At 48.2% G+C, this 25,670-nt stretch carries 28 protein-coding genes and 1 pseudogene; 12 read left to right on the top strand and 17 right to left on the bottom strand.

Translation table 11 applies throughout. The annotated features are described in order from the left end of the window. Positions 1–16: 16 nt before the first annotated feature. Positions 17–373, bottom strand: coding sequence for a hypothetical protein (locus IMY23_RS05070; RefSeq protein WP_192821044.1), 357 nt, complete (start codon positions 371–373; stop codon positions 17–19). Between the two features lie 264 nt (positions 374–637). Here IMY23_RS05070 and msrA point away from each other — a divergent pair, with 264 nt between their 5' ends. The 3 genes from msrA to IMY23_RS05055 all read left to right on the top strand — a co-directional run bounded on the left by msrA (position 638) and on the right by IMY23_RS05055 (position 3,195). After that, positions 638–1,189 (top strand): peptide-methionine (S)-S-oxide reductase MsrA, encoded by a 552-nt coding sequence (msrA, locus tag IMY23_RS05065; protein ID WP_192821043.1) that lies wholly within the window; start codon positions 638–640, stop codon positions 1,187–1,189. A 159-nt stretch (positions 1,190–1,348) separates the two neighbouring features. Further along, positions 1,349–2,035: an outer membrane beta-barrel protein gene (locus IMY23_RS05060; protein WP_192821042.1), complete on the top strand. Its 687-nt coding sequence runs from the start codon at positions 1,349–1,351 to the stop codon at positions 2,033–2,035. A gap of 698 nt (positions 2,036–2,733) precedes the next feature. Further along, positions 2,734–3,195: a DUF4268 domain-containing protein gene (locus tag IMY23_RS05055; protein ID WP_192821041.1), complete on the top strand. Its 462-nt coding sequence runs from the start codon at positions 2,734–2,736 to the stop codon at positions 3,193–3,195. Between the two features lie 21 nt (positions 3,196–3,216). Here the strand turns inward: IMY23_RS05055 and IMY23_RS05050 are convergent, their stop codons facing one another. The 4 genes from IMY23_RS05050 to IMY23_RS05035 all read right to left on the bottom strand — a co-directional run bounded on the left by IMY23_RS05050 (position 3,217) and on the right by IMY23_RS05035 (position 6,271). Next, the gene (locus IMY23_RS05050; protein ID WP_192821040.1) at positions 3,217–4,164 is read right to left on the bottom strand and encodes a gamma-glutamyl-gamma-aminobutyrate hydrolase family protein; all 948 of its coding nucleotides are present in this window, start codon (positions 4,162–4,164) and stop codon (positions 3,217–3,219) included. Next, on the bottom strand, positions 4,152–5,159 hold the full coding sequence (locus tag IMY23_RS05045; protein WP_192821039.1) for an amidoligase family protein: 1,008 nt from the start codon (positions 5,157–5,159) through the stop codon (positions 4,152–4,154). The genes IMY23_RS05050 and IMY23_RS05045 overlap by 13 nt, the downstream gene beginning before the upstream one ends. Before the next feature lie 253 nt (positions 5,160–5,412). Continuing rightward, entirely contained in the window at positions 5,413–5,730 is a 318-nt protein-coding gene (locus IMY23_RS05040; protein ID WP_192821038.1) for a hypothetical protein, read from the bottom strand. Between the two features lie 79 nt (positions 5,731–5,809). After that, positions 5,810–6,271: a hypothetical protein gene (locus IMY23_RS05035; RefSeq protein WP_192821037.1), complete on the bottom strand. Its 462-nt coding sequence runs from the start codon at positions 6,269–6,271 to the stop codon at positions 5,810–5,812. 318 nt (positions 6,272–6,589) lie between these two features. Between IMY23_RS05035 and IMY23_RS05030 the strand changes: the two genes are divergently transcribed. Beyond that, positions 6,590–7,201: a cupin domain-containing protein gene (locus tag IMY23_RS05030; RefSeq protein ID WP_192821036.1), complete on the top strand. Its 612-nt coding sequence runs from the start codon at positions 6,590–6,592 to the stop codon at positions 7,199–7,201. A 155-nt stretch (positions 7,202–7,356) separates the two neighbouring features. Here IMY23_RS05030 and IMY23_RS05025 read toward each other — a convergent pair whose 3' ends face one another. From IMY23_RS05025 to IMY23_RS04990, 8 genes and pseudogenes are all read right to left on the bottom strand, one after another. Then, positions 7,357–8,280 carry a type I restriction enzyme endonuclease domain-containing protein gene (locus IMY23_RS05025; RefSeq protein ID WP_225986588.1) on the bottom strand — a complete coding sequence of 308 codons (924 nt, stop codon included), beginning with the start codon at positions 8,278–8,280 and terminating at the stop codon, positions 7,357–7,359. 378 nt (positions 8,281–8,658) lie between these two features. Then, a pseudogene (locus IMY23_RS05020) lies at positions 8,659–10,173 on the bottom strand (type I restriction endonuclease subunit R); the annotation flags it as partial. 104 nt (positions 10,174–10,277) lie between these two features. Then, the gene (locus IMY23_RS05015) at positions 10,278–11,354 is read right to left on the bottom strand and encodes a 3'-5' exonuclease (RefSeq protein ID WP_192821035.1); all 1,077 of its coding nucleotides are present in this window, start codon (positions 11,352–11,354) and stop codon (positions 10,278–10,280) included. Further along, positions 11,326–11,601: a hypothetical protein gene (locus IMY23_RS05010; RefSeq protein WP_192821034.1), complete on the bottom strand. Its 276-nt coding sequence runs from the start codon at positions 11,599–11,601 to the stop codon at positions 11,326–11,328. The genes IMY23_RS05015 and IMY23_RS05010 overlap by 29 nt, the downstream gene beginning before the upstream one ends. A gap of 119 nt (positions 11,602–11,720) precedes the next feature. Continuing rightward, positions 11,721–12,359: a hypothetical protein gene (locus IMY23_RS05005; RefSeq protein ID WP_192821033.1), complete on the bottom strand. Its 639-nt coding sequence runs from the start codon at positions 12,357–12,359 to the stop codon at positions 11,721–11,723. A gap of 2 nt (positions 12,360–12,361) precedes the next feature. Continuing rightward, complete coding sequence (locus IMY23_RS05000) at positions 12,362–13,171, bottom strand: adenylate/guanylate cyclase domain-containing protein (protein WP_192821032.1); 810 nt, start codon at positions 13,169–13,171, stop codon at positions 12,362–12,364. Between the two features lies 1 nt (position 13,172). Beyond that, complete coding sequence (locus IMY23_RS04995) at positions 13,173–13,907, bottom strand: adenylate/guanylate cyclase domain-containing protein (protein ID WP_192821031.1); 735 nt, start codon at positions 13,905–13,907, stop codon at positions 13,173–13,175. Positions 13,908–14,102: 195 nt separating this feature from the next. Next, on the bottom strand, positions 14,103–15,602 hold the full coding sequence (locus IMY23_RS04990) for a class I SAM-dependent DNA methyltransferase (protein ID WP_225986414.1): 1,500 nt from the start codon (positions 15,600–15,602) through the stop codon (positions 14,103–14,105). A 479-nt stretch (positions 15,603–16,081) separates the two neighbouring features. On the opposite strand from IMY23_RS04990, the gene IMY23_RS04985 reads away from it, so the two are divergent. Then, positions 16,082–16,705 carry a transposase gene (locus tag IMY23_RS04985; protein ID WP_192821030.1) on the top strand — a complete coding sequence of 208 codons (624 nt, stop codon included), beginning with the start codon at positions 16,082–16,084 and terminating at the stop codon, positions 16,703–16,705. Positions 16,706–16,953: 248 nt separating this feature from the next. On the opposite strand, the gene IMY23_RS04980 is transcribed toward IMY23_RS04985, so the two are convergent. Continuing rightward, positions 16,954–17,145, bottom strand: a complete 192-nt coding sequence (locus IMY23_RS04980; RefSeq protein ID WP_192821029.1) for a cold-shock protein — start codon at positions 17,143–17,145, stop codon at positions 16,954–16,956. A 224-nt stretch (positions 17,146–17,369) separates the two neighbouring features. Then, positions 17,370–17,819, bottom strand: a complete 450-nt coding sequence (locus IMY23_RS04975) for a hypothetical protein (protein WP_192821028.1) — start codon at positions 17,817–17,819, stop codon at positions 17,370–17,372. Positions 17,820–18,261: 442 nt separating this feature from the next. Here IMY23_RS04975 and IMY23_RS04970 point away from each other — a divergent pair, with 442 nt between their 5' ends. The 4 genes from IMY23_RS04970 to IMY23_RS04955 all read left to right on the top strand — a co-directional run bounded on the left by IMY23_RS04970 (position 18,262) and on the right by IMY23_RS04955 (position 20,877). Then, on the top strand, positions 18,262–18,702 hold the full coding sequence (locus IMY23_RS04970) for a hypothetical protein (RefSeq protein ID WP_192821027.1): 441 nt from the start codon (positions 18,262–18,264) through the stop codon (positions 18,700–18,702). A gap of 117 nt (positions 18,703–18,819) precedes the next feature. Then, positions 18,820–19,905 (top strand): toxic anion resistance protein, encoded by a 1,086-nt coding sequence (locus IMY23_RS04965; protein WP_192821026.1) that lies wholly within the window; start codon positions 18,820–18,822, stop codon positions 19,903–19,905. Further along, positions 19,905–20,090, top strand: a complete 186-nt coding sequence (locus IMY23_RS04960) for a hypothetical protein (protein ID WP_192821025.1) — start codon at positions 19,905–19,907, stop codon at positions 20,088–20,090. The genes IMY23_RS04965 and IMY23_RS04960 overlap by 1 nt, the downstream gene beginning before the upstream one ends. After that, the gene (locus IMY23_RS04955) at positions 20,083–20,877 is read left to right on the top strand and encodes a hypothetical protein (protein ID WP_192821024.1); all 795 of its coding nucleotides are present in this window, start codon (positions 20,083–20,085) and stop codon (positions 20,875–20,877) included. The genes IMY23_RS04960 and IMY23_RS04955 overlap by 8 nt, the downstream gene beginning before the upstream one ends. Positions 20,878–21,116: 239 nt before the next feature. Here the strand turns inward: IMY23_RS04955 and IMY23_RS04950 are convergent, their stop codons facing one another. Then, positions 21,117–21,308: a cold-shock protein gene (locus IMY23_RS04950; protein WP_192821023.1), complete on the bottom strand. Its 192-nt coding sequence runs from the start codon at positions 21,306–21,308 to the stop codon at positions 21,117–21,119. A 409-nt stretch (positions 21,309–21,717) separates the two neighbouring features. Here IMY23_RS04950 and IMY23_RS04945 point away from each other — a divergent pair, with 409 nt between their 5' ends. After that, positions 21,718–21,960 carry a cold-shock protein gene (locus tag IMY23_RS04945; protein ID WP_192821022.1) on the top strand — a complete coding sequence of 81 codons (243 nt, stop codon included), beginning with the start codon at positions 21,718–21,720 and terminating at the stop codon, positions 21,958–21,960. A gap of 301 nt (positions 21,961–22,261) precedes the next feature. Here the strand turns inward: IMY23_RS04945 and IMY23_RS04940 are convergent, their stop codons facing one another. Beyond that, positions 22,262–23,560, bottom strand: coding sequence for a DEAD/DEAH box helicase (locus tag IMY23_RS04940; RefSeq protein WP_192821021.1), 1,299 nt, complete (start codon positions 23,558–23,560; stop codon positions 22,262–22,264). 163 nt (positions 23,561–23,723) lie between these two features. Here IMY23_RS04940 and IMY23_RS04935 point away from each other — a divergent pair, with 163 nt between their 5' ends. Together IMY23_RS04935 and mnmE are read left to right on the top strand one after the other, a co-directional pair. After that, positions 23,724–24,203 (top strand): DUF255 domain-containing protein, encoded by a 480-nt coding sequence (locus IMY23_RS04935; protein ID WP_192821020.1) that lies wholly within the window; start codon positions 23,724–23,726, stop codon positions 24,201–24,203. 35 nt (positions 24,204–24,238) lie between these two features. Beyond that, positions 24,239–25,618: a tRNA uridine-5-carboxymethylaminomethyl(34) synthesis GTPase MnmE gene (gene mnmE, locus IMY23_RS04930; protein ID WP_225986413.1), complete on the top strand. Its 1,380-nt coding sequence runs from the start codon at positions 24,239–24,241 to the stop codon at positions 25,616–25,618. Positions 25,619–25,670: the final 52 nt, after the last annotated feature.

Below are 25,670 nucleotides of genomic sequence, written 5' to 3'. Positions count from 1 at the left end.
TTTAAGCTGAAGACGCTTATTTAACCGTGTTTTCAGATTTTTTGGCAGCTCGGGCAGCGGCTTTTTCTTCTTTGCGTTGGGCTTTTTCTTCGGCTTTGGCCAGCTTGCTTGCCTGCGTGGCCACTTCCAGGGCTTCCTCTTCCAGATAATGGGCTTCGCGGGCCGCTATTTTGGCGGATTTGGCGTCTTCGCGGGCTTTCTTGCGGAGCATCACTTTTCGGTGGTACTCAATTTTGGCAATTTCTTCCTGGGGTAAGTTCTGGGCAGTGGGCTGGGCGGGTTTGGCCACCGCCGCATAAGATTGCGCCTGGGCCGAGGTGGCGTTCAGGCAAAACAGCAAACCGGCTGCCGCGGCATGGGTAAACCTTTTCATAGGCATAGGGGATATGGTACTTGCATATATACGAATTCTATGAAAGACTGCCTGCACCGGTAACCTGAATTTTTAACTTTACTAAGTGATTTTCCGTTGCCGGAAAGAGGAATAATATTCTTTAACAAAATTGTATTATTTGCCCGGCAACAAATACCCATGGCCAGTGGTTTTAAGAGGAGGGAAGCCGCCTGAATTTACCATTTTGATTTCGGGCCAGGGCTTGCCAAACTTTTATAAACCAGACGTAAAACAGTAACTTACATGGAAGAGAATAAAACAACAGGACAAACCGAAGTAGCCACATTTGCAGGTGGTTGTTTCTGGTGCATGGTGAAACCGTTTCACAAATATGATGGCGTGCTGGAGGTGATTTCTGGCTACACCGGCGGCCATTTGCCCAACCCCACCTATGAACAGGTCTGCTCTGAGACCACCGGCCACTTAGAGGCGGTGCAGGTGGTTTTTGACCCGGGCATCATCAGTTACAAAGAGGTTTTGGACATCTTCTGGCAGTCCATTGACCCCACCGATGCCGGTGGCCAGTTTGGTGACCGGGGACAGTCTTACCAGACCGCTATCTTCTACCACAGCCCTGGGCAGCAAGACCAGGCCGAAGCCTCCAAAGCCGCCATCAATGAGCAGGGTCCGTTTGAGTTGCCGGTGGTCACGCCTATTCTGCCCGCCAAGCCTTTCTACCCCGCTGAGACCTACCACCAGGACTATTACCAGAAAAACCCCAGCCATTACAACCGCTACTTTGTAGGCTCCGGCCGGGCTGGTTTTCTGGAAAGACACTGGAAAAAGAATGCCTAACCTTTTCTGTTTTCGGGCTCATTTCCAGAAATGAGCCCGAAAACGGAAGGTGTTTAATAGAGGAGGTGGGAGCCGAGATAATTAGAAAACAGGCCGGCAAGGCGCATGGTGGGAACTTGAGAATATTTCCTATTTTTAGACCAACGCAGACGCCCATTCATGAAACAGATTGTCCTATTCCTTTTTGCTCTGGTTTGCTCTTTTTCCGTGCTGGCCCAGGAGACTGAAACCTACGAATACGAGCCGCATTTCAAGCAGGACGATGCCATTTACGCCCGGGTGGGGTTGAGTAGGCCGGGACTCAGAGCCAACGCCAACCACAACATTGCCCGCATCACCAGCTACAACTTCGCGTTTGGGTACAGCCGTTCCCTTACCTACAAAGGCGATGTGAGCCTAAACGGGGAACTGGGGTTTTCGCGCCAGGGCTTCGCATTTAAAGATGTAACAGACCCGGCAGATCCCAAAGAAATCAGGTTGCATTACGTGAACATTCCGGTGTACCTGAAATACTACCCACACCCAACCATCAAAAGTTTTTACGTGGGCGCCGGCCCGCAACTGGGCATCAGAACCAGCGCCGACATGAAAACCCAGGGCGGGGGCGTGTTGCAGATAAGCGATGAAGGCCTGGAAGACCTGGACCTTAGTTTAATTGGCGTGGCGGGCATGCACATTACCCGTCAGTTGAACATGGGCGTGGAAGTGCGCTACCAACACAGTTTTTCCAAAGTCATCACGTTTATGCCAGAGGCCCGGCAGTCGGTGGTGCAGGTGAGCTTCTTCTTCCCCGGCGAGGCCCTGCTGCAATTCATGCAACTTTTCGCGTACATTCCCATTTTCTAACACCTTCTGTCAGAATAGAAAATTTCTTGCTTATGGCGGCTTAGTTCAAAAGCTGTGCTATACAAGATTGGGAAGGCGCAAACGGGCGGTGCGTCTTATTAAACCTGTTTTGGACGCTGTTTTGAAAATAGAGCCCGAAAACAGAAATTCAGGACAGGTTCAATGAACTCCAGCACAAAGTAATAAAAGGGAGCAAAAGCGGAAGGAGTAAACCAAGGGGCAAGAGCGCATGGACAGGTTTGAACAATTTAGCCAAAGGCAGTTTGACGGATTGGCTTTACAAGACAGTGGAAGAGGACAAAGAGATAAAATAAAAAGGGGGCATCCCCCGAGGCCCCCTTTTTAAGACAACAAAAACAAAAAACCAAACAGAAAGCCTGCACTAGAATTCCTATTTGACACAAAGTTCCGGTATTCTGGGCACCTGTGAAATACTCAGAAGTAAGTATTTATTAAGGAATTTCTATGTTAAGAGGTGGCCTGGAACTCTAGAAGCCTTACCTGCCTATTGGTAAAATAAGGTTGTTAGGAAGGTCTGAACAGTTTTGCCTTAAGACTTGACCAACAGGTAAATACCTTTAAATAAGTGCAGCCACCTCTTTCTGCCGAAAGCTTTAAGGTCCTTGAAAAGCCGGCCCCAATGAAAAAATCGGCACGCAGGTTGTAACTTGCCGGGGAGTTTTCGGCTATACCCACTTATGTACACAAGAGAACAGGCATCACAGCTTCGGCAGGCATTCTGGACAGCTTTTGGGCAATACATGGCGCCCATTCCTTCGTCTGAGGGCATGCGCATCAATTGGTCTAATTACAAAACGGGCTTCAAGAACGTGTATTTCAGAATGCGGGCCGAAAAGAAGTCGGCGTCCATTGGCATTGAACTCACCCACCGCGATCCAGAAATACAGGAGCTTTTTTTTGAGCAGTTCCTAGCGCTAAGCATACTCCTGCATGACACCCTGCAAGAGGAATGGACCTGGGAACTGCATGCGGAAGATGAAAACGGCGAAACCGTGAGTAGAATCTATAAGGAAATTGGCCCGGTTAACGTCTTTAACAAAGAAGACTGGCCGCAATTGATCTCTTTCTTTAAGCCGCGCATTATAGCTTTAGATGCCTTCTGGGCAGATGCGCAATATAGCTTTGAGGAGTTGAAGTAACTCTAAGAACTGCTAAATAGATTAAGGCTGGGAAGTTGCCTTTTTCTCTAACAATGCTTCTTCCTGTTGCTCTATTTCCTCCAGGTTTTGGTCTCTGGGCTGTGTGAGCGCCTGCTGCATGTCCTGGGCTTCAATCTGAGTATGCACGCCGCGGGCCTGTTGTACCAGCGCTTGGAACAGACGGCGCTGTACGCTGCGCTGGGGCAAATATTCCGGGTGCCACTGCACGCCAATTAGAAAAGGCGCCAGCGTGCTTTCTATGCCTTGCACCACTCCGTTTTTTTCTTTCGCCACAATCTGAATGCCTTTGCCAGGTACGTGCACCGCCTGGTGGTGCAGCGCGTTGACCTTTAACTTAGGCACGCCCAGAATCTTAAACAGCAGGCTGTTGGGTTCTATCTGGACTTTCTTCACCGGGAAAATGCTGGACGGGTTGGGCTCCTCCAGGTAGAAGTTCTGGATTTCCTGGTGCAAGGTGCCCCGGAAGTAAACATTGAGCAATTGCGAACCCCGGCAGATACCCAGCACCGGCAACTTCTTCTTCACGGCCTGGTCAATCAATTGAAACTCCAGGTGGTCGCGGTCACGGTCAATGGACCACTGCGGTTTTTTGCTGAACAGCTTTCTAAGAAAGAACAGCGCCGGGAAATACCACCACCGCAGGAACCGGCTCAGCCGCGCCCAGAAGCTTTTCTTAGGGTTTTGGAGGGTGCGCTGTAAATATTCCTGCAGCACGTCTTCCTGCTGATAAGCCCGCGGGTCCACATCGGCGCCGCCGCCAATAATGAGGCCCTGCAGCCCGTCGGCGGTGCGGGGGAACTGCGGCGTGATGCGCACCGGCTTGCCCCCGGCCAACCGCACGCCCAGCGCTGTGAACAGCCAGGCCACCTCGCCGCCTTTGTCGGGGCCGGTGACGCCAATGGTGGGCCGGGTGCGGTTGATGGAAGTGTTCTCGTTTAATACAGCCACTGTTCGGTTTTTTTGGTCCACTTTTCCTCAAAGCCCAGCAAGGTGTTTTCTTTGATGGTGAGGTATTCCTGGCACAGCATGTCTAGCCGGGCGGGACTGTTAGCCAATTCCTCAATGGTCACCCACCTATTCCACTCCTGCGCCAGGGTCCATTTGGGGTCAGAGACACAGCTGTTGGGCAGGCGGTAGTGGAAGGTCTCTCTGGGGTTTACGGTGCCCAGGTTAGAAAAGGATTTGATTTTTTCCTCGCGCAGGCTGGCAAACAGCGGGTACAGGTCTAGCGGTCGGTTACGGTCTGGGTTAAATTGGTGGTATTCGTCTATCAATTGGTTTAGATCTGGACTATAACTGGGCTGCAGCACGCGGTCTGTGTATTCTTCTGGGAAAGGGTTGATGAAGGTGGTCATGTGCCGCCGGGCGAAATCTGTTTTGCCGGTTTTCAGGAGCAAGGGATAAAGTACCAGAAAAGCCTTGAGGTAGCGCAGAATAGTGCCGGTTTCCAGGTTGGGCAGCTCTGGGTTAATGTGCATGCCGAAGGCGTTGGTCCAGAAAGCCTCGGTGCCCTCTGCCTTGTGCTCAAAGAGCGCCTGGCGCAGGGGCTCCAGTTGGTGCAGTTCGGTGCAGGGCACGGGCGGCGCGCTGATCTCGTAGGGAATCACCTTCCGGATCATGGTCTCCAGCGCGTCTTCCACTTTTTCCTCCAGCGTGGTGTCGCCTATCTTAATGCTTTCCAGGTCAATGTTTAGGGAGTCAAAAAGGGCCTTGTATTTTTTCTCGGTGAGTAGTTTCAGGTCTAATTCCACCGTGAAATCGCCCAGGCGCGTGCCCACCACTTTCTGGGAGAACCGGTGTTTGACTTGTACCTTTCCGCCGTACAGCTGCTTGATGAGGTCCACGCACTGGGCAATGTCCACATTTGAAAACTCCAATTCTAGACCCACTTTCCGGACGTCGCCTTTGGCGTTGTGGACCAGGGGTAATCTGTTGAACCGCATAGCTGTACAAAATAATGTCAGATTAAAGCAAACGGAGAAAAGACCCCAGCGTTGCTTCTGCATTCCTGTATTTGTACTGAATTTTTATGGAAGATGGCGTTTACACTAAAATAGTGGCCAGGTTTGCCTGATAGGAATAGGAGCAAAGTCTTACGGTGGAAACCAAATCAAACTTTGACAGGCCGAAGGGAATGGTGATTTCCGTTTTCGGGCTCAATTCTGAAAATGAGCCCGAAAACAGAAATGAGTTGATTTACCAGAGCGGGTTGTTCTGGTCCAGGTCTTGGTTGGAGCGGTAAAATTTCTGGTTGAAATCTGCCGATGAGCCGTTGCCTTCCAGGTATTGCTGAAGGTCATGCTGCATGCGTTGTTGGTCCAGGGCCAGGTACTCTTCCCAGAGCGCTTGGTCCTCCGGCGAGAAACTGCCGGTGATTTCTTTGATGTCCAGATTTCGGCCGGCCTGGGTCTGCTCTTTCAGGTAAGGGTCAGTGTCTAGCTGGTGGTTAATGAGTTCCTTGAAATACAAGTTCAGTTCCTGGTGACGGTCAGAGTTGAAAGGGGTAGCATCCATAGAATTCAAGCTAAAGGTGAAAGCTGTTTTCGGGCTCATTTTACGAAACGGAGCCGAAAACAGCCAAGCTGCGGGCGGGTTATTCTTCGTGGCCAGGGCCGTTTGGCGCCACGCCCGGCGGGTTGAACAGGCCCCAGCTGTCGGTGACGTAATTCCAGGGGTCAAAGCCCTGTACCCATTCAATGAACAGCAGCCGGTACTCTTCAATGGCCTGGCGCAGCAGCAGAAAATACTGCACGTCTTTAAACCCGAACATCTCCAGGCTGGTGCAGTGGCTGAGCAGGTCGCGGGCGGCTTTTCTTATGAGGGTGGCGTTTTCCATGCGCAGGTCGTAGAGGTCCGCGGCCTCGGCGCCGGCCACTTTCACGGTGAGCAGGGCTGCATCCTGGAACATGAATTCTTTCAGAGACACATGAATTTCCTCTTCGTCTTCAATGAGCGCGGTGATTTTCATGGTGAGCTGCAGAATCTCGCGGCCTTTCTGGTACAGGGCCATGTCGTCAGGCAAATTGAAATCGTCGTCGTCTTCTGGTGGGAGCATGGCCAAATCTACACATTCTGCCCCAATTTTGTATTGATGACAAACCAGGAAGCCTGATAAATATTTCCGTTTTCGGGCTCATTTCTGAAAACGAGCCCGAAAACGGAAGAGCATGTTTTTTTGGTAGGACAGGGAAGTGGCGGGCAGAACGATTGGCAACCAATAAGCGTTGGTCTTGCTGAATTTGCATGAAAACACCGGCTTTGCTGCGGTTCATAATTACAATTACCACTATTTGCCGTACCTTTGTGCCGTTTCCCACACCATCCAAAGCAAGCACGTTGCCTTGGCCAACCATTCTGGGGAAGCCCGCTGCACATGGAGTCATTGACCACTTTTCTGGAATCTGGGTTGCTGGAACTGTACGCCATGGGCGCCACCTCTCCTGAGGAAACCCAAACTGTGGAGCAGATGGTGGCCCAACACCCAGCAGCCAAGGCTGAGTTGGAGGCCATTACCCAAAGCCTGGAGGCCTATGCAATGACCCATGCCGTGGAGCCAAACCAGACCGTGAAGCCTTTGTTTCTGGCCACCATTGATTACATGGACCGCATGCAAAAAGGGGAGGTGCCCGTGTCGCCGCCAGAACTGGGCCCGCACACCACCGTAGCCGACTTTGAACCGTGGCTCAGCCGCCCTGAACTTAACGTTCCTGACCTTTCTGAAGACATTTACGTGAAGATTATTGGCTACACGCCGGCGGCTACTACGGCAATTGTCTGGCTCAAAAGCGTAGCCCCCCAAGAGATACATCATGATGAGTTGGAGTGTTTCTTTATTCTGGAAGGTACCTGCACCATTACCGTGGAAGACCAACCGCACTACCTAAAACCCGGCGATTTCTTTGCCATTCCGCTGTACAAAACCCATTCGGTACAGGTGACTTCTGAGGTACCTTGCAAGGTAATTTTGCAGCGGTTGGCTGCGTAGCATAGAATCATTCCCCGTACGGACAGGGCTTGACCTGTCCCACCACGCATTGCCTTCGCATGCCTGATCCATTCGCATTCCCGAGAACCAAACCAATTGTTTCATGGCAAACTGAAACGCCACTTTAGATGCAAAGGACAGGTCGCGACCTGTCCCTACGCAGTGAACGCCCATACCTTGTACCGCTCTTCGGCTTGTTCCAGAATCTCATCCAGAATCTCCTGCAGGTCTGCTTGAACTTTAAACCGCAGTACCTTCTTCACGGCTAGTTGCAGTTGGGCTTTGGTGTCGTCTTTTTTGTACCAGTCTGGTTGGGAGGCGCTTTTCTTGACCTCGGCCAGGATTTTTTTCACCAGGTCTTTGATGAGGTCAAAATCCTGAATGGCGTTGGGGTGGTTGGCCAGGATCTGGTAGAAAGCTTCCTCTTCTTCGGTGAGGCCCAGTTGTTGGCGGATCTGATCTTCTTCCTGCATCTGCTTGGCCACGGCGCGCAGTTTTTCCATGGCTACAAGGCTGTCGAAGAAATGGGCGTGGTAGTCGGCAATGATCTTTTCTACTTCTTCTTTGAGTTTGCGGTACTTGATCAGGTTTTTGGTGGAGCGGATTTTGATCTCATCGTTCATGATCTGGCGCAGGAGTTCCAGCTTGAGCTCGTTGCCGGTTTTCTGTTCTTTGGCGGTGGCCAGGAACTCGTCATTGATGATGGAGATGTCAAAGCGTTCTATGCCGGCCATCTGGAACACGTCTACCACGTCCTCAGATTCAATGCTGCGGTGGATAAGGTCTTTGATTTTGTTCGCCGATTGCCGTATGTTTTGCTGCGGGTTCTTTGCCTTGCGCAAAGCGGCACCAACGTGTTGTAGGTACACAATATCAGCGCCCAGTTCATGTATGTTTTGGTGGCTTTTAACAATGGGTGCCAAACCGCTGAGTTTTTTCTCATTCAGCATAAAGGTCTTGCACAGGTCATCATCTGATACCAGATAATTGATTGCATATCCCACTAGTTTCAACCGTTCTGTTTTAGGCAAGCTGGAGAAGTATGGAATAGCGGCGTGTAGAGAGGTAAAGGTTTTCATGTCTTCTTCTTCCCGCGCATTAAGATTCCCCGTAGGGACAGGTCGCGACCTGTCCTCCACGCATTCCTGATCTTGCCCATTCCTTTGGTACGCATTCAGTCCCCCTTCGGAGGGGGTAGGGGGAGGACTACTCGTGCTGAACCCCGCGTTCCCGATTGGTTCTTCTCCTGTTGTTTGCTTTGTAGCTGATGTTCCTGCGTTTTCAGAGGCCTTTGTCATCCCCCTACCCCCTTCAAAGGGGGACGGAATGCGTGAAACGGAGACGGGGCCGCTGGGCAAGGCTTCACGTAACTGCTGAATCAATTCCCTGGTCAACTCAAACGCTTCTTCAATATCAAAGGCCACGGCACCAGAACCTCCGGCACCGGTGTATTTCTTGGTGGCGTCGCGCAGGCGGTCGCCTATGCCGATGTAGTCCACGATGAGGCCGCTGGGTTTGTCACGGAAGACGGTGGCGACGCGGTTGACGGCCTGGATAAGGTTGTGGCCGGTCATCACTTTGTCTACGTAGAGCGTGTGCATGGCGGGGTTGTCAAAGCCGGTGAGCCACATGTCGCGCACAATCACCAGTTTCAAATCATCATCCGGGTCTTTGAAGCGGGTCTTGATGCCTTCCATGGCTTCCTTGGTGCGCACGTGCGGGTTCCAGGCCAGGGGGTCTTTGGCGATGTTGGTGGTCATGATGACGGCCACCTCGGGGCAGCCTTCCAGGGCAGTGAGGGCGTCATAGAGCTTCACGCAGTTGCGGCGGCTCATGCACACAATCATGGCTTTGCCGCTCAAACTGGCATTGCGGGCGGTGTAGTGCTGCAGTATGTCTCGGGCAATGGCGGCCACGCGCTCCTGAGAACCGGCGGCATCTTCCATGGCGGCCCACAGAATCTTGTTCTTGTCGTTTTCTTCCAGCCCGCCGGTGATTTCCTCGGCTTCTTCCTCTAGTTGGGCGTTGCCCAGGTGCAGCTTGGCCAGGCGCGGCTCGTAGTAAATGGGCACCACGGCCTTGTCTTCGGTGGCCTGCTTTATGTCATAGGTGTGGATGATGTCTCCGAACACGGCCACGGTATCGGCGTCTTTGCTGTCTACAGGTGTGCCGGTGAAGCCTATGAAACTCGCCTGCGGCAGGGCGCGGCGCAGGTTGCTGGCGAAGCCCTGCACCAGGCCGTACTGGGTGCGGTGGCACTCATCGGCAATCACAATGATGTTGTCGCGGGAACTCAGGACGGGGTGCTCCAGCTCGCGGCCGTTAGCCCCTTCTTTGAGGTTGAACTTCTGCACGGTGCTGAACACCACGCCGCCGCACTCGCCGCTGAGCAGGGTACGCAGTTCGTCGGTGGTATTGGCGATGCGCACGTCACCTACCAGGTCTTTGGCGGCCACGAAATCCTCGAAGAGCTGGCGGTTCAGGTCAAAGCGGTCCACCTGCACCACAATGGTGGGGTTCTTGAGCTGGGGCAGCTGGCGCAGGATGCCTGTGTAAATAGCCATGGTAATGCTCTTGCCAGAGCGGGTGGTGTGCCAGATTACGCCAATGCGGCCGTCCCCATAGGGGCGCACGTGCTGGAGGGTTTCCTGCAGGGCGTACTGTATGCCGTAGAACTGGTGGTACTTGGCGCCTTTCTTTATAAGTTCGCCTTTGTCTAGCTCATGGAAGATGTAGTGGCGCACGTATTGCAGCAGACGCTGGGGCACCAGCAAACCTTTGATAAGGGTTTCCAGCGCGAAGCCGTTGGCTACCACCTCCCGACCGTCTATGCTTTTCCAGGCGGCGTACCACTCCAGGCCGCTGCTGAACATGCCGTGCAGGGTGGTCTGGCCGTCGGAGACCACGGTGAGGGCGTTGTACTCAAAAACCGCCGGAATGTCTAGGGTGTAGTGCTGCACCTGGTTGAAGGCGGCCTCTACGGTAGCAAGTTATTAATATTTAAGATTAAGAGATATTAGAATTTTAAATTTTTTACCCTTCATACAACCACCAATCTAGCGAACATGCGTTTTGACTATAATCCCAGTAAAGATAAAAGACCTTCTCTTTTGTAATTTTCTTTATAACATTTGGAGGTTATAAATACATCTAAGTCTGCGTTATGGAAACTGTTTAAAGATTCATTAAATAAATAGTAATACAGTTCAGAAAGCTTAGGATATTTAAAATCTGAAAATCCATTGTCAATTTGGCAAATATCTTTCCCCAATTTCATTGTGTCAAATCTAATCATATTCTCCGGAATGTTATAGTTTATGCCGTTTCTCTCGCATTCCGCTAAAAATATATTGATGTCAAAATCTATATTATGCGCTACTAAAATGTCACAATTAGCTAAGTCATTAATAAATTTTATTAGTACTTCTTTAATTGGATAACCAGCTTTTCTCCTAATATTATCTGATATTCCTGTTAATTTCTCTACTTTAGGAATGACTGATATGCTATCGTCTTTGATAATAAAAGATTCTTTTTTAAGCTCCTTAAAGTTGCCAGACATTACGATCCAAGATATTTGCAATATATTAGGCCATAAAGTGCTATTGTTTACTTGTCTTTTTTCAGGCAGGCCATTTGTTTCAACATCAAAAACAATAGAAATAGGGCCTTTACTTTCAGACTTTAAAATCTTAATGTCATGACTTTTTAGCTGTTTAGCTTTTAACTTTTGAGGACCATTTTTAAAAAAATCATCACCTGATGCACCTAAGTAATTATTATTTACATCACAGAATTTCAGAACAAAATATCGTAAACTCAAATTTTTATCCTTTCTACCATTCTCATCATACTCCAATTCTCTTGTTTTAGAATTCCATTTACCATTGCTATAGTAGTTTTTTAACTCTAAAGGAGGATGATTAGGGAGCTTACCCGACAAAAAAGTATAAGTCTGACCAGAATTATGTAATGATGGTGGTAGAACTAAATGACCAGCCCATCTTATTTCAAGGTGTTCAAAAACTTCTTTAAAATCTTCATTTGGGCCTAAAGCATACACTTGATGATTAAATATTGAATAGTTATCTTCAATTTTTGATTCGGCCTCTAAACTATCGTCATTAGAGTAAAATAAAAATGTGGAATCCATTCCCACTACCGCTTCTCATAACCCAAGGATAATCTAACGGTAACTGTAAAGTTTCAAGAACTTTATCAATAAACTCTAAGCTAACACATCCATCAATATCTAAAGCCCTTAGATTCTGGTGTCCTAAAATAACGCCCACTCCAGTAGCATCTTTCCAGTTATATTCTAATATTTCTTCTTTATTTTGTCTTTCAAATTGATACTTCGTCCATTCATGATAAGGAGATTTAAAAAGATTTTTCTCCATGAAGTTAAATTCAGTCAGATAGTTTGTTATGCAACTAATATTGAGCTTAAAAGAGTGGTAAATTTTGGCGTAAGTTTCAAGTGAATCCATTAATTCAAGATTAAAGAAAGCTAAATTTGTTAATTGATTATGTTTATTTCTTGAATAGAAGATGGGCTTTCAATTGAGTCATTATCTTTTAAATGATTAAAATCTAAATATTGCTCAGCGATTTTTTTTGCATTTTCTGACCATCTCAACGTTTGAATAATTGCAATGCTTGATATTAGGCCAAATATGGAAATATATAATGCATAATGAAATAATCTATTTTTACCAAATGCAATTTTGGAATTAACATGAATTTGACCTATTAATTTACTATCTACTTTTGAGAAGATGCTTGTTGATTGTTGTGAGTTCCCAGTATTTAAAGTTTGGTGAAGTTTAATCTTAAAAGTATTATATGAAATAGAACTTATATATCCAAAATATAACACATTCTTTGATTTTAGTCTTTTTTTCTTAAATCTACCAGAAAACCATATAGACCAACCAGTAACAGAAATCAGTGAAATAGAAAGAGAAAGTAGTAGCCATGGGACAAGCCAATAAACAATAAAGTAATTAATGATTGGGTTTTTGATAGAATCATTAACGCATTGAATTAAGCCAATCATAATTGCTCCATTCAATGCTATCAATGCAGTGTTTTTAGCTTCAATAAATTTGAGCCAGTCATTAACATTTGTGAATAGGAATTTTAATTCTTCCCGCATGTTCAATTATTATAAGTCCAAACTAGAGAAGCGCCAAAAATAGTTATTGCATTACCACCTACAGTTAATTTGTTTTGGTTCCATAGTTTGTTGACAAGACTAAAGCGATTTGGTTGAGTATTAATTAACCCCTGAAAAACATTTTCTGTTATTAGAATAGATGGGTGCGTTTTTTTTACAGTTTTAATTTTTTCCTCAACCTTATTGAATACACTATAAGTTTTTCCAGCATTATCAGTTAATTTAGATGCAACATTTGCAGGTTGCCCTAACCAAACTAAATCTTGATTATTTAATCCCTCTTTCCCTCTTTGTGTGATACCTACTAAAACTACATGCATTTCACCATAGTCTATCCCAATCCCAGCTTTAATAGTAAAATTATTTCCTAATAAGGAAATAAAACTAGATTGTAATTTTTCTAATAAACTATTACAACTAACTGCACAATCAACAGAATTTTTAAAACATCCATCTCCAACAAATATAATCATTACTCTATCACCAACTATATTCCTTACAGAACCATTATGCTCTGATGCGCACTGAAGAACCATTCTTACAAAAGCAGTATAAACTTTTGAGGTTATGTCAGGATTATAAAGTTCATTGAATTTTGTTGAATCTCTTAAATCAATATGCATCACACAAGCATTGATTCTTACGGCTCTTAAATCCGTTTTAGCATTGACGGTGAGATGCTGGTGCTCAATTGTTGGAACAGCCCTTCCGTCTTGAGGGGTAAAAGGAAGGGAAGGATTTAATAATTCTTTTACCCAATTTTCGATTTCTTCAATAACATCTTTTTTCATACTATTTGCCTAGTTCTACAATTGTATCATAATGAACACCCTTTAAAGTTACTTTTCTAACTGCTTTTTCTCGCCATAATGGAGATAAAACTGAGGTAAAATATTTTCGATGAAAATCATAATGGCTGTTTCTAAAGAAGTTTATGCAGCAATCTTTACTTTCTGATTCCAATCTAAATAATTCCGTCATGGGCTTTCCAATTGCATAAAATTCATCAACACTTGTATTTTTATTGTGATAATATATCATTTTACCAAAGTGTACAGCCACTTTAACCGGGTAAGTGGTAATTTTTCTTATATCAATAATTTCGCTAGCACATTGTTCAGCCTTGTTAAACAATTCTTTTACACTACCAGTAGTAAATGGATAGCCGAATATTGCAATTATTCCATCTCCAATTATTTTTTCAACCTCTCCATTATACTTGTAGATAATAGGAAGCACATCTTTATAATACTTATCTAAAATAGTGGCAATACTTGAAGCTGTGAGACTTGAGGTTTTTGTTGAAAAATCTGTCATATCAATAAATAATAGAGCTAGTTCAACATCAGGTTTAGCAATTAGTCTATTTACTAAGCTTACTTCTTTAAATGCCGCAAATGCTTTAGTGCTTTCTCTTCCGTTTCGGTTTAAAGACTCGAATATCGCTCTAGCTTCGTTCTTTAAGTCTTGTCTATTTTGTGGGGCATATTGCTCTCTTAATTGAGCCATTAATGTTAGATTAGGCATAATTATATATATATATATATATATATATATATATATAATTTATTTACTAGTATGCAAAGTAATTTTTAATCCAATACTGATTTGATTCTCTTGTATCTTCTTTTAAAGAACCACACCTTCCTCAAACTGCTTCATCAACTCTTCCGTCAACTTTTGCATCTTCTCCTCAAATGGTACACCATCATCTTCCTAGGCTTAGGAGCCTACATAGCGGCCCGGCGAGAGCACGTAGTTGTTGGCGGCCACTTCGTCTAGGGTAGCGGCCTTGCAGAAGCCTTCTACATCTGTGTAGCTGCCGCCCTGGTTGCGCCATTGGTGGTAGGTGTCAGAGATGCGGGCTACGTCTGCGTCTTCAAACACGCGCAGGCGGCGGCTGGCCATGGTGCCCAGCTTGCGGGCGTCTATGAACAGGATTTCTTTTTTGCGTTCACGGTGTTCGCCGTCGCGGCCGTCACGGTTCTTACTCAAAAGAAAGATACAGGCGGGTATGCCGGTGGTCAGGAACAGCTTGTCGGGCATCTGCACAATGCAGTGAACCATGCCTTGGGTAATCATGTGCTCGCGCACGTTCTTTTCGCCGGCGCTGCCGGTGGTCATGGCGCCGTTGGCCATTACTACGCCCGCCGTGCCGCGGGCAGAGAGGTGGTGCCACAGCGTCTGGAACCACATGTAATTGGCGTTGCCGGGGGTGGTAAAGGTGTCTTTGGCCCCGAAGAGGCGCGGGTCGTTGTCGGGCAGCAGCTCGGGGTGCCAGTTGGAGATGTTGAACGGCGGGTTCATGAGGGCGTAATCGGCCTTCAGGTCAGAGAAGCGGTCGTGCAGCAAGGAGTCTCCCAGCTTCACGTCGAAGGAGAGGTTGCGCAGCAGCAGGTTCATCTTGCAGAGGCGCAGCGTGCCCTCGTAGCGCTCCTGCCCGTAAATGGAGATGTCGTTTTTTTCGCCGCCGTGGGCCTGCAAGAACTTGAGGCTTTGCACAAACATGCCGCCGCTGCCGCAGGCCAAATCCATGATGCGGCCCTTGAGCGGCTCCAGCATTTCTACCAGCAGGCGCACCACGCTGCCCGGCGTGAAGAACTGCCCCGCACCGGAGCCCTCGGCCATGGCGAACTTACCGATGTAGTATTCATACACGCGGCCGTAGATGTCGCTTTCGGGGTTGTTTATCTCAGAGAAGGTCTCTTTGGAGAACAGGTTAATGAGCCCCGCTACCTGCGTAAGCGAGAGCTGGCTCTTCACGAAGATAGGCTCCAGCACGCCTTTGTAGTCGGGGTTGCGCTTGGCCAGAATTTCGTCTTTGAGCACGAAGGCCTGGTCTACCTTCACCTTGATGTCGTCCTGCTCAGCGTTCTCGCGCAGGTAGTCCCAGGTGGCGTGTAGGGGCAGGCGGTAGGCGTTCTTGACCTGGTACTCCAACTCGTCTTCCAGCACCAGATTTAGTTGCGCCTGTTGTTTTTCGGGAGACAAAGACGCAAAGTATTGCGTCTCTACAGGGTCCTGGAAAAGGGACAGTTGCAGTTCCTGCTTGCGCACCTCGTAGCGCTCGCTCAGGTGCTTCACGAACAGCAGGGAGAGCACGTAGTCTTTGTATTGGTTTTCGGCCACGGCGCCGCGCAGCTCGTTGGCTACGTCCCAGAGTTCTTTCTCAAAATCTATATCGCCTTTGGCCGCGGGGGCCGAGGTATTCTTTTTCGCCATTAGGGGAAATAAAGGGTAGTGGTGTGGGTTTGGGAATTAGTACCCAAGATATAGAAAATTATAATATTTTTACTGACAGCCGCCAGGGTTGTAATAATTTTTCGTAGGGACAGGTCGCGACCTGTCCGCTGCAGCCGAAGCTGCATCATGGTTTGCCATGAAACAATTGATTTGATTCTCGGGAATGCGTGGAATCATCCATGTTTGGTGATCAGGAATACGTAGGATCATGAATACGAATTGATCAGGAACGCGTGGTGGACAGGTCGCGACCTGTCCCTACGGTGGGAAACGCGGTTTAATTTACCATGCAACCAATGGTTTGATTTTCAGGAATGCAAATTGATTAAGAACCCGTGTTGATCTGGAATGCGTGGTGGGCAGGCCGAAACCTGTCCTTGCGGGGATGGCGGAAACGAGATAGGATAGGTGGCGTATAAAATGCGTAAGATTCATTTTTCCGTTTTTGCCCTCATTTCATGAAACGAGCCCGAAAACACAACCGTCTGCCAGGTTTTGATTACAGCCGGGAGGAAATCTATTTTGTGACGTCGTGCGTGAGAGAAAATGCCTGCGTCCTTGGCGAAGTGGTAGAAGGGGAGATGGTATTGAATGAAATTGGCCTGATTGCGCAAGCGCAGTGGCAGGCGGTGATGGAGAGGTATGCCTATGTATATTCACATGCGTTTGTGGTCATGCCGAATCATGTGCATGGGCTGGTAGAGATTAATCAGCAATGGGATTTAGGAGGAGATATTAAACGCGATGATCAGGAACGCGATGATCAGGAAGGTGTGGATCGGGCATGCGTGGATCAGGAATGCGTGCGGACAGGTCGCGACCTGTCCCTACATGATCGGCATGCCAGCCACATAAAATCCCAAGAGCCTGTGAAGGTTCAGAAGATAAAATCAATTTCAGAATTGATGGGCGCGTACAAAACCACCTCGTCTAAATTAATCCGATTGGCAGGTTTATCTGATTTTGTCTGGCAACGGTCTTTTCATGACCATATCGTTAGAAACGAGCAAAGTTTCCGCCACATTAAAGATTACATTGAAAACAACCCCACCCGCTGGCAAGAAGACAAATTCTGGAGATAATAGCAACCCAGCTACCCGTAGGGACAGGTCGCGACCTGTCCACCACACATTCCTTTCGCATTTCTGATCCACGCATTCCCGAGAGTCACATTCACTTGTTGCATAGTTAGCTGATTGCTGTTGGAGCCGTTTAGGACAGGTCGAGCCCTGTCCGTACATTTGATCAGTAGAAAACCCAAAAATCCAGGCACAAAAAAAGCCTCTCCAGAGGGAGAGGCTTTTTCTTGATGGCAAATATCTTTAAAAGACTAGGCCAATTTTACGTTCACGGCGTTTAGTCCTTTTCTTCCTTCTTGAAGATCATAAACTACCTCGTCGTTTTCTCTGATTTCGTCTACTAAACCAGATACGTGCACGAAGTACTCCTGATTTGTGTTGCTGTCTTTAATGAAGCCGAAGCCTTTATCATCATTAAAGAATTTTACTGTTCCTTGATTCATATTATTGTTCATTATACACTAAAGACACGGACTCACCGGCTTTTGTTCAATATTACTGAAAATAAATTAAAACGTTGCCTGTTTCCTAGGCTTCAGAGTGCGTTTCGCTTACTAGAATACAACTTTTTTCTTATAAGAGTGCTATGTAGTACGCTGGTTTAGAAAGTGTTACCAATATTGTGTGTGCCAAGCCATAGCTTGAAAATAGCCTAAAAATAATCTGCTCAGCTGTTCTGCCGGAGCTGTTCAGTGATGGCGTCTATCACCTCAGAAGCCAAGCGCTCGGCTACGTCATCTAGTTCCTGCGGGGTCCAGGGTTGAAAATAGCGCTTCTCCACCCAGGTGGTATTTTTGTCTGGCCCCACACTGTAGGTGGTATGTTCTAACTTTAACACTAGGTCTTTGGCAATGTCAAAGGAGGTGACGCCCGCCCGCTGAAAGCCCAGCAATTGCAGCTTGAGGCCAATCTGGGCCACGTTTCCGTTTTCAAGACTAATGGGTTTGTCTGAGGGGTTGTCCCGGTCTTTGGTCCAGGTGTCGGCTACTCGTTCCAGGCTGAAGTCATCAAACAGTGGCACCACCTCAGTGAGTTGCTGGTACAGTTTATCGGCTAGTTGCGGGAGCAGCTGGTCATACAAGGGTTTAATGCTGTCTTTGTCTTTGGTATCGGCCATATAATTGTTGTCTTGCTGAAAGGTGTACGTTTTAAGGGGCAAAGAGCGTTACTAGAAGTAGGGGAGTTTCCGTTTTCGGGCTCTAAAACCCAATTGACGCCGAAACTGAAATAACGGTTACGCAAATTCTGTTTTCTGCACAAAAGTAGGCTGTTAGTTCGCCGTCTGTGCAAAACCCATAAAACTTTGGTAGCTTAGGCGAAGAAAAGATGCAAGGTGGAAAACATAAGTTAACTGATACGAATTACGACCCGATTTTTAATGGTGAAAGAAGCAAGACCCGCTGCCTTTGCTGGTGTTTTTGTCGCCTTTGTGGGAGTTATTACTAACAATACTTTCAGCATCGGCAGTTTCACTTATTGAAGAAAACAATAAAAGGCATTTTTGGAATGGATCACGCCCAGGAATTAATTCCGGATCGTTTAAAGCAAATGAAAGAAGTATGATCATTATAGCAATTATAGTAGTAGGGGTTTTGGGTTACTTTTTAGGCAGCCGCCTGGGACCGCACCGCGAACTCAAGACCACCCTGCAGGAACTCAGAACCCAATGCGAAGCCGCCCTGAACGAAGGCCGAAGAGGCGTGTACACCACTTTGATCACCGACCAGCAGAAATCGTCTGAGTTGGTGATAGAGGTGAAAGAATTGGCCACCACCCAAGCCGGACAGGTGAAAGTGGAATACCTGAGCGCCTACTACAAGAACCCGGATTTCAGGACTAAAAAAGGCGAGGCGTTGCTGGCAGAAGTGCAGGAACTACTGGGTCTTTACCTGCCCGATGCTGATATTGAATGGTACCAGCAGCCCAGCGCCCGGCAAGAGAAAGTACAGGCCTTCGCCCAAAAACTGGAGAAACTGAGCAAAACCCAGGAACGCACTTAACCAAATCTTCGCTTAATAATAAATCTCGCTTGGCGAAGAAGGAAAAAATGAAACATAGTAGCGGTAAGCGTGTGGCAAATTTGTGGCCGCGCCTTACCTTGTTAAAAAAATAGCCCCATGGAAAACCAAGACCTCACCTTGTCTGAGAACAAAGAACTGGTGCAGAAACGCGCCCAGGAAATAGCCGGCACCATTGACCCCTACAAACCAGAAAGCCTGAGCGCCTTCGGGGTGGAGACGCAGCGCAAACTGGGCCATTACTCCAATGAACTGCTCACCAAGGTTAAAGCCAAAGATTCCGGCGATGCCGGGGCTGCCATCAATGAACTGTTGGCCCAGATCAATCAGATCAAGATTGATGAACCGGAGAGCGGCGGTTTCCTGTCCAGGATTCCGTTCATGAAGAAGTTCGCCGACAAGACCAAACGCCTGGCCAGCCAGTACAACTCTGTGTCTGAGAACGTAGATGACGTGGTGGTGAAACTGGAGAAAACCCGGCAGAGCGTGCTCAAAGATTCTACCGGTCTGGAAGTCATGTTCAAGCAGGTGGTGGAGTACATTCATGAGGTGCGGTCCCTGATTGCCGCGGGCCGGCTGAAGATTGAGGAGATTGAAACCCAGACCATTCCGGCCCTGCAGGCCCAGGTAGAAAGCAGCGGGCAAGATGAAATTGTGGTTCAGCGTTTAGCTGACATGGTGGCGTTCAAAGATCGGCTGGAGAAGAAAGTGCATGATTTTACTTTGTCGCATACCATTGCCACGCAGAGCATGCCACAGATCAGAATGATTCAGACTACCAATGAAGTGCTGGCGCAGAAGATCCAGAATTCCATTGTAACCGTTATCCCGGTGTGGCGCCAGCAGGTAGCCATTGCCTTGGGATTAGAGAAACAGCGCAAAGCCCTGGAAATCCAGAAAAAGGTCACCGACACCACCAATGAAATGTTGCTCAAGAACTCCCAAATGCTCAAGACCAACGTGGTCACGGCAGCTCAGGAAAACGAACGCGGCATTGTGGACGTGGACACGCTCAAGAAAGTAAACAAAGACATGGTGGAAACCCTTGACGCCGTGATCAAGATTTCTGAGGAGGGCAGCCGCAAGCGCGCCGAAGCCGTAAAAGAGCTGGCCCAGGTGCAGGAAGAGCTCAACAGCAAAATTCTGGGTAACCTGAACAAGTCCAACAAGATTGACCTTCAATAATGATCCAGACTTCTGGCCAACCAGTTGCCAAACCCATTCTCACGCTTACCAAAGACCAGGAAGCCCTGCTAGACCTGTACCTGCAGAACCTTGACAGTTTTCTGGAGAACCTCAAAGACGCCGAAAAAATACAGGTGGAGATTGAGACCTTACATTTAAAGAAGATACTCACGGGGCATGCTTAATTTTTTGCGATCCCTGTTCGGGATGGAAGAGCGGGAAGGCCAGCGTACGGTGGCCGGCGGGCCCACCGAGTTTGGCCTGCGCGAGGTGACCATCATCAAAGACTCAAACAAGCGCCTGAGCCAGCTGCAGCAACTGAGCCAGCGGTTCCAGGGTTCCAAGCATGAACATGGGTTGCAGGCCGTGTATGAGAAAACCCGGAACATTCATGCTTATCTGGTTTCCACCAAAAAGGTGCATGAGCTGGAGCTATTCCATGTGCGCCAAACCGATCATTTCATTTCGGCGTTCCAAGCCATCGTGCAGGTGCAGGAACAACCGGCCTCGGCGGTTAAATCCAACGCGGGCGCAGCAACCAAACCGGCCAGGCCCCGGGTGCCGTTGTTGGCGCCAACCCATGATATGGTTAAGCCTATTAGTACGCAGGGACACCAGCAGACACCTGCGGGGGTAAGAATCACCGTGCCGCGCCTGTACATCCCAGACATTGCCATTCATACGTTTGAGAGTGTGACCTATTACCCAGAAACCAAAGACGGACAACTGGTGCCGCACACCATTAGCCTTAGTTCTACCCCGCGCGAGAAGGAGACCTTTCTGAAGCACGTAATGGGCCGCCTGGGGTTAGAAAATGTCACGTACGTAGGAAACACCCATGTCACCATCCCCAACCAGAACGGCGTTATTCCCACGGGCATGGTGCCGGTCATTCACTGGGAGGGCTACTGGTACGCGCTCAATCTCAATGATTACCGCCTTTTCCCGGTCAAAATCTCCAGGAACGGGTAGTAATTTCCGGTCCTTAGAAAATTCAAAAATTGATTAGCCTTGAATGGGAGGGGGTTGACTTTTGAAAATTGGACTTCGATCTGAAAATTAATTTTTGGCTGGTGCGGCTATTTGCCTAGGCTTAAGTAGTTGGGTAGTTAGTTTCTAAATTATTCCTGTCATTTTATTTCGAATAACGCACAAAAAAAGCCACTCCCAGGGGAGTGGCTTTTTCAATACATTGTCTTTATGAGGTAAGACTAGGCGCGCTTCACGTTAGTGGCGTTCAGTCCTTTTCTTCCTTCTTGAAGATCATAGACTACTTCGTCGTTCTCTCTGATTTCATCTACCAGACCAGACACGTGTACGAAGTACTCCTGATTGTCATTGTTGTCTTTGATAAAACCGAATCCTTTAGATTCATTGAAGAATTTTACTGTTCCTTGATTCATGATATTGTTAATTATACATCTACTTTCCGTAAAGGTAACCATATCTGGCAGGTATCCTAGAAAAAGTTAAATTTCTTTTAGACTATTGTCTAACTATGACTAGTTGATTTTAGGTTCTTACGGCCCATTTTCGTACCTTTGTCCCAGAAAGCAATCATTGTCTTTTTCCCTTGCCCATTAAGGCGTGGCAAGCGGCACCAGATTTTCATTGCTGGTTCTCCATCGGGCGAAGGTTGCCCAGGCTGCACTACCTTACCTGGTTGGCTGCTCAGATTCCTACGCTCACCAAGGGTACGCCTCAAAAAGAGGCAGCCAGTTTAAAATTTCACGTATAAAGCAATTGCCTGGTTTCCCGTCTAACTGACAGGGCGACGTTTGAAAGGCCTTTTGTTCCATTTAACCCACCCATATGGCAAGATCACAGAACAGTTTCATGAAGAAACAACTAGAACAAAAAAGACTCAAGAAAAAGAAAGACAAGGAGGAGCGCAAGCAGGAACGTCAGGAAAACTCTACCGGCGGTAACCTGGAAGACATGTTGATGTATGTAGATGAGTTCGGTAATTTCTCTTCTACCCCACCAGAGAAGAAAGTAGAGAAGAAGAAAGAAGACACGCCACCTGCGCCCAGAAAACGCGACGAGCAGCGTTAATTTTTTAAGATAACCAATTGCCGGCAATTTTGCCGCGCAACTTACTCTTTGGCGCTCCACTGCGCCAGGAGTAAACAGGTTTGTGATGTCCCTTCTACAGGGACATTTTCTTTTTACAGTCTTCGGAATTTTTACAAAAGGCTGCAGGTGCCTAAAGTGCTTTCTTTGTTTTTCTGTTTTCGGGCTCATTATCAGAAATGAGCCCGAAAACGGAAATTTCGCCAACCTGAATCTTAAGTAATTTACAAAAGAAAAGCGCTCAGATAGCAGCATTCTCTAAAAGCTGCAGCGGCTTCTCTTTTTAATTTGCCCTGTCAAGTTTTACTTTCTTGCCTTTCAGTTTCTCTTGCTGTAAAAGCGCAATGGCCTTCTCAAGTTTCAGGCGGTTAACAGCCACGAAGGTGGCGGAGTCCTGCACTTCAATCTTGCCCACGTCTGCTTTCTCCAGATTCCCTTTTTGCAGGAGCCAACCCACTACATCGCCTTTGCTGATTTTGTCCTTTTTGCCAGCGCTCACATACAGGGTGTCCCAGAAAGAAGCGGGCGGCGCGGTCACCTGGGTGGGGAGCGAAACCGTGGGCGGCACGGTAGGCAGGTAGTCTGGCTTCTCGCCGGGGTGCAGCAGCAGGTACACGGTGCCTTTGGCGTTCATGCGCGCAGTGCGGCCGTTGCGGTGTACAAAGGTCGGGGCATCAGTCATTTGGAAGTGCACCACGTTTTCAATCTCGGGTATGTCCAGGCCCCGGGCGGCAAGATCAGTGCTGATCAATAAATGGTGCGTGCCGTTCCTGAATTTAAGGAGCACCCGTTCGCGATCTGGCTGTTCAAGCCCCCCGTGGAAAATGCCGTGCGCCACTTTCTTGTTTTGGAGGTAAGTGCTCACCTGTTCCACGACATCGCGTTGATTACAGAAAACCAGGGTTGGCGTGTTGCCCAGGTGGCAGATTAATTGGTAAAGCGTGCCTATTTTGTCGTTGTTTTTAACCAGGGCGGTTCTGAGGTCCACATCTGGCAAACTGGCTTCTTCCTTGAGGTAATTGAGGGTGGTGTATTGCTTGAGACCCGTGAAGGCCGGAATGGAATGCATGGCTGTGGCCGAAGTCAATAAACGGCGCTCCACCCGCGGCAACTGCCCAATGATATAGCCCATCTCTTCCTGAAACCCCATTTCCAGGGATTTATCAAATTCGTCCAGAACCAGCGTGTGTACCGTGTTGCCGGCCATATAGCCTTCTTTAATGTGCGAGGCAATGCGCCCGGGCGTACCAATGGCCACGGCGGGAGGAGAGGCCAGGCTCTTTTTCTCGTCATACACCGAGTGGCCACCGTAAAAGCAGTCAATCTTCACGCCCAAGCCCATTTGCTTGAGTACCTGTTCAATCTGCTGGGCTAATTCGCGGGTGGGGGCCAGAATCAACGCCTGTACGCCTTCTTTTTCTTTCTGCAACCGATCGGCCAAGGGCAGCAAAAAGGCCAGGGTTTTGCCGGAACCGGTGGGGGAGAGCACCACCACATCCTGCGCCTTGGCGGCCTCTACGGTGGCGGACTGCATAGGGGTCAGGGTTTCAATTTTCAGGCGTTCCAGTATTTTTTGCTGCATGGTGGGTTCTTTTTTAACGGGGCAAAGGTAGCTATATTTACCGCAGCACGCGTGTCTTTGGGCAATGCCGCCGCGTTTGCGCTTGTGGTTATACTTAGTCCCTTGTTTTTGCGTTTTAGGCTTGGTTTCTGAAAATGAGCCCGAAAACGCCTTTTTTACCTCTATGCCTGCTTTGTCTGTTTATGTGTGGCTCTCGCTTTTCCTGGCTTTTGGCAGCAGCCCAGTCAGTGCGCCCCAGCCAAAAGAAACCGTGAACTGGCTCACGCTGCCAGAGGCCATGGAGAAATCTAAAAAGCAGCCCAAGAAAATTGTGATTGACGTGTACACCACCTGGTGCGGCTGGTGCAAGAAAATGGACCGCGAAGTCTACCAGAACCCAGCCGTGGTGGCCGCCCTGAATCGTGATTTCTACGTGGTCAAACTCAACGCCGAACAAAAGCAGCCCATCACCGTCAACGGTACTACCTACCAATACAACTCGTCATACAAAGCCCATGAACTGGCGTTGGGGCTTTTGAAAGGCGAGATGAGTTACCCCAGCACCGTCTTCCTGAATGAACAACAGCAAGTCATGCAGCGCCTGCCCGGTTACTACTCCGCCCAGGATTTTCTGCGGGTTTTGGCGTATCTTGCGGAAAAATAGGCCCACTAGCCTTTTCACCACAAAGCTGTACGCGTTTGATTTCTTCGCTTTTAAATAAAGACACCATTGTGGCCTTGTCCACCGCCGCCGGGCACGGGGCCATTGCCGTTATCCGGCTTTCTGGCCCAGAGGCCATTGCCATGGTCAACGGGGTGTTCAAAGGCAAAAACCTGGAAAAGCAGGTTACCCACACCCTCCATTTCGGGACCATTAGGGACCAGGAGAAAATCTTAGACGAAGTGGTGGTGGGGTTGTTTAAAGGCCCTAATTCCTACACCAAGGAAGACGTGGTGGAAGTGTCCTGCCACGGGTCGCCGTACATCACCGAGCAATTGCTCAGGCTTTTCCTGCAGCAGGGCGCCCGACTGGCTGAACCCGGCGAATTCACCAAACGTGCCTTCTTGAACGGACAGTTTGATCTGGCCCAGGCCGAAGCCGTGGCGGACCTCATTGCCTCTGACTCGGCGCTCACGCACCAGGTGGCCATGAAACAGATGCGCGGCGGTTTTTCTCAGGAAATTAAAGTCTTGCGGGCCCAACTAATCCACTTCGCGTCTATGGTGGAGTTGGAGCTGGACTTCAGTGAGGAAGACGTGGAGTTCGCTGACAGAACCGCCCTTCGGAAATTGATTCAGACTTTGCAAAAGCTCATCCAGGATTTGCTGCAGTCTTTTGAGATGGGGAACGTGTTGAAAAACGGGGTGCCTACCGTCATCGCCGGTAAGCCCAATGCCGGCAAGTCCACCCTGCTCAATGCCCTGCTCAACGAAGAGAAAGCCATTGTCTCTGACATACCCGGTACCACCCGAGACGTGATTGAAGACGAAGTGATGATAAGTGGCATTCGGTTCCGGTTTATAGACACCGCCGGCCTGCGCGACACCCAGGACACCGTGGAGGCCATTGGCGTAGCCAGAACCAAGGAACAACTGCAGAAAGCGGCTTTGGTATTGTATCTGTTTGATGTGACCACCACCACACCATATGAGTTGCAACAGGAAGTAGAGGATTTGCAACTGCCGTCTGTTCCTTATCTGTTGTTAGGGAACAAACAAGACCTGGCTTCACCCGCCCAATTAGAGAATTTTAAAGATTTTGATTCTCTCTTGTTCCTTTCGGCTGGAAATAAGGAAGGCATGGAGGATTTGAAGCAGGCGCTTCTGCACCAGGTGCATGCCAATCAAGCCATCACCGGAGACCGCACTATTGTCACCAACCTTCGGCATTTTCAAGGGCTGGAAAAAACAAATGTGGCTTTACTGGAAGTGGTGCAAGGGTTAGACAACGGCCTCTCCAGCGACTGGCTGGCCGCTGACATTAGAAGAGCGCTCTTCTACCTTGGAGAAATTACCGGTGAAATCACGACAGATGATTTGCTGGATAACATCTTTACTAAATTCTGCATCGGAAAGTAAACTCACAAAACAAGCATAAGTAAAGAACTGCCAAAAACAACCTAAGAGCCTC

This window comes from Rufibacter sp. LB8 (assembly GCF_014876185.1).
GTDB lineage: Bacteria > Bacteroidota > Bacteroidia > Cytophagales > Hymenobacteraceae > Nibribacter.
The sequence above is the reverse complement of the archived record's forward strand: the minus strand, read 5'-3'. Positions and strand labels throughout refer to the sequence as shown.

Bases quoted from the DNA above. Each gene is read 5' to 3' on its own strand.
- IMY23_RS05010 (WP_192821034.1), bottom strand. From the start codon at position 11,601: ATGGAGAAAAATCTTTTTAAATCTCCTTATCATGAATGGACGAAGTAT.
- IMY23_RS04935 (WP_192821020.1), top strand. From the start codon at position 23,724: ATGCCTGCTTTGTCTGTTTATGTGTGGCTCTCGCTTTTCCTGGCTTTT.
- IMY23_RS05035 (WP_192821037.1), bottom strand. From the start codon at position 6,271: ATGCTCCCACCAGAAGACGACGACGATTTCAATTTGCCTGACGACATG.
- IMY23_RS04975 (WP_192821028.1), bottom strand. From the start codon at position 17,819: ATGGCCGATACCAAAGACAAAGACAGCATTAAACCCTTGTATGACCAG.
- IMY23_RS04960 (WP_192821025.1), top strand. From the start codon at position 19,905: ATGATCCAGACTTCTGGCCAACCAGTTGCCAAACCCATTCTCACGCTT.
- IMY23_RS04985 (WP_192821030.1), top strand. From the start codon at position 16,082: ATGAAACGAGCCCGAAAACACAACCGTCTGCCAGGTTTTGATTACAGC.
- IMY23_RS04995 (WP_192821031.1), bottom strand. From the start codon at position 13,907: ATGCCTAATCTAACATTAATGGCTCAATTAAGAGAGCAATATGCCCCA.
- IMY23_RS05015 (WP_192821035.1), bottom strand. From the start codon at position 11,354: ATGGATTCCACATTTTTATTTTACTCTAATGACGATAGTTTAGAGGCC.
- IMY23_RS05045 (WP_192821039.1), bottom strand. From the start codon at position 5,159: ATGCGGTTCAACAGATTACCCCTGGTCCACAACGCCAAAGGCGACGTC.
- IMY23_RS05040 (WP_192821038.1), bottom strand. From the start codon at position 5,730: ATGGATGCTACCCCTTTCAACTCTGACCGTCACCAGGAACTGAACTTG.
- IMY23_RS04970 (WP_192821027.1), top strand. From the start codon at position 18,262: ATGATCATTATAGCAATTATAGTAGTAGGGGTTTTGGGTTACTTTTTA.
- IMY23_RS04965 (WP_192821026.1), top strand. From the start codon at position 18,820: ATGGAAAACCAAGACCTCACCTTGTCTGAGAACAAAGAACTGGTGCAG.
- msrA (WP_192821043.1), top strand. From the start codon at position 638: ATGGAAGAGAATAAAACAACAGGACAAACCGAAGTAGCCACATTTGCA.
- IMY23_RS04950 (WP_192821023.1), bottom strand. From the start codon at position 21,308: ATGAATCAAGGAACAGTAAAATTCTTCAATGAATCTAAAGGATTCGGT.
- IMY23_RS04980 (WP_192821029.1), bottom strand. From the start codon at position 17,145: ATGAATCAAGGAACAGTAAAATTCTTTAATGATGATAAAGGCTTCGGC.
- IMY23_RS05070 (WP_192821044.1), bottom strand. From the start codon at position 373: ATGAAAAGGTTTACCCATGCCGCGGCAGCCGGTTTGCTGTTTTGCCTG.
- IMY23_RS04940 (WP_192821021.1), bottom strand. From the start codon at position 23,560: ATGCAGCAAAAAATACTGGAACGCCTGAAAATTGAAACCCTGACCCCT.
- IMY23_RS04945 (WP_192821022.1), top strand. From the start codon at position 21,718: ATGGCAAGATCACAGAACAGTTTCATGAAGAAACAACTAGAACAAAAA.
- IMY23_RS05005 (WP_192821033.1), bottom strand. From the start codon at position 12,359: ATGCGGGAAGAATTAAAATTCCTATTCACAAATGTTAATGACTGGCTC.
- IMY23_RS05060 (WP_192821042.1), top strand. From the start codon at position 1,349: ATGAAACAGATTGTCCTATTCCTTTTTGCTCTGGTTTGCTCTTTTTCC.
- IMY23_RS05000 (WP_192821032.1), bottom strand. From the start codon at position 13,171: ATGAAAAAAGATGTTATTGAAGAAATCGAAAATTGGGTAAAAGAATTA.
- IMY23_RS04955 (WP_192821024.1), top strand. From the start codon at position 20,083: ATGCTTAATTTTTTGCGATCCCTGTTCGGGATGGAAGAGCGGGAAGGC.
- IMY23_RS05030 (WP_192821036.1), top strand. From the start codon at position 6,590: ATGGAGTCATTGACCACTTTTCTGGAATCTGGGTTGCTGGAACTGTAC.
- IMY23_RS05025 (WP_225986588.1), bottom strand. From the start codon at position 8,280: ATGAAAACCTTTACCTCTCTACACGCCGCTATTCCATACTTCTCCAGC.
- IMY23_RS04990 (WP_225986414.1), bottom strand. From the start codon at position 15,602: ATGGCGAAAAAGAATACCTCGGCCCCCGCGGCCAAAGGCGATATAGAT.
- IMY23_RS05055 (WP_192821041.1), top strand. From the start codon at position 2,734: ATGTACACAAGAGAACAGGCATCACAGCTTCGGCAGGCATTCTGGACA.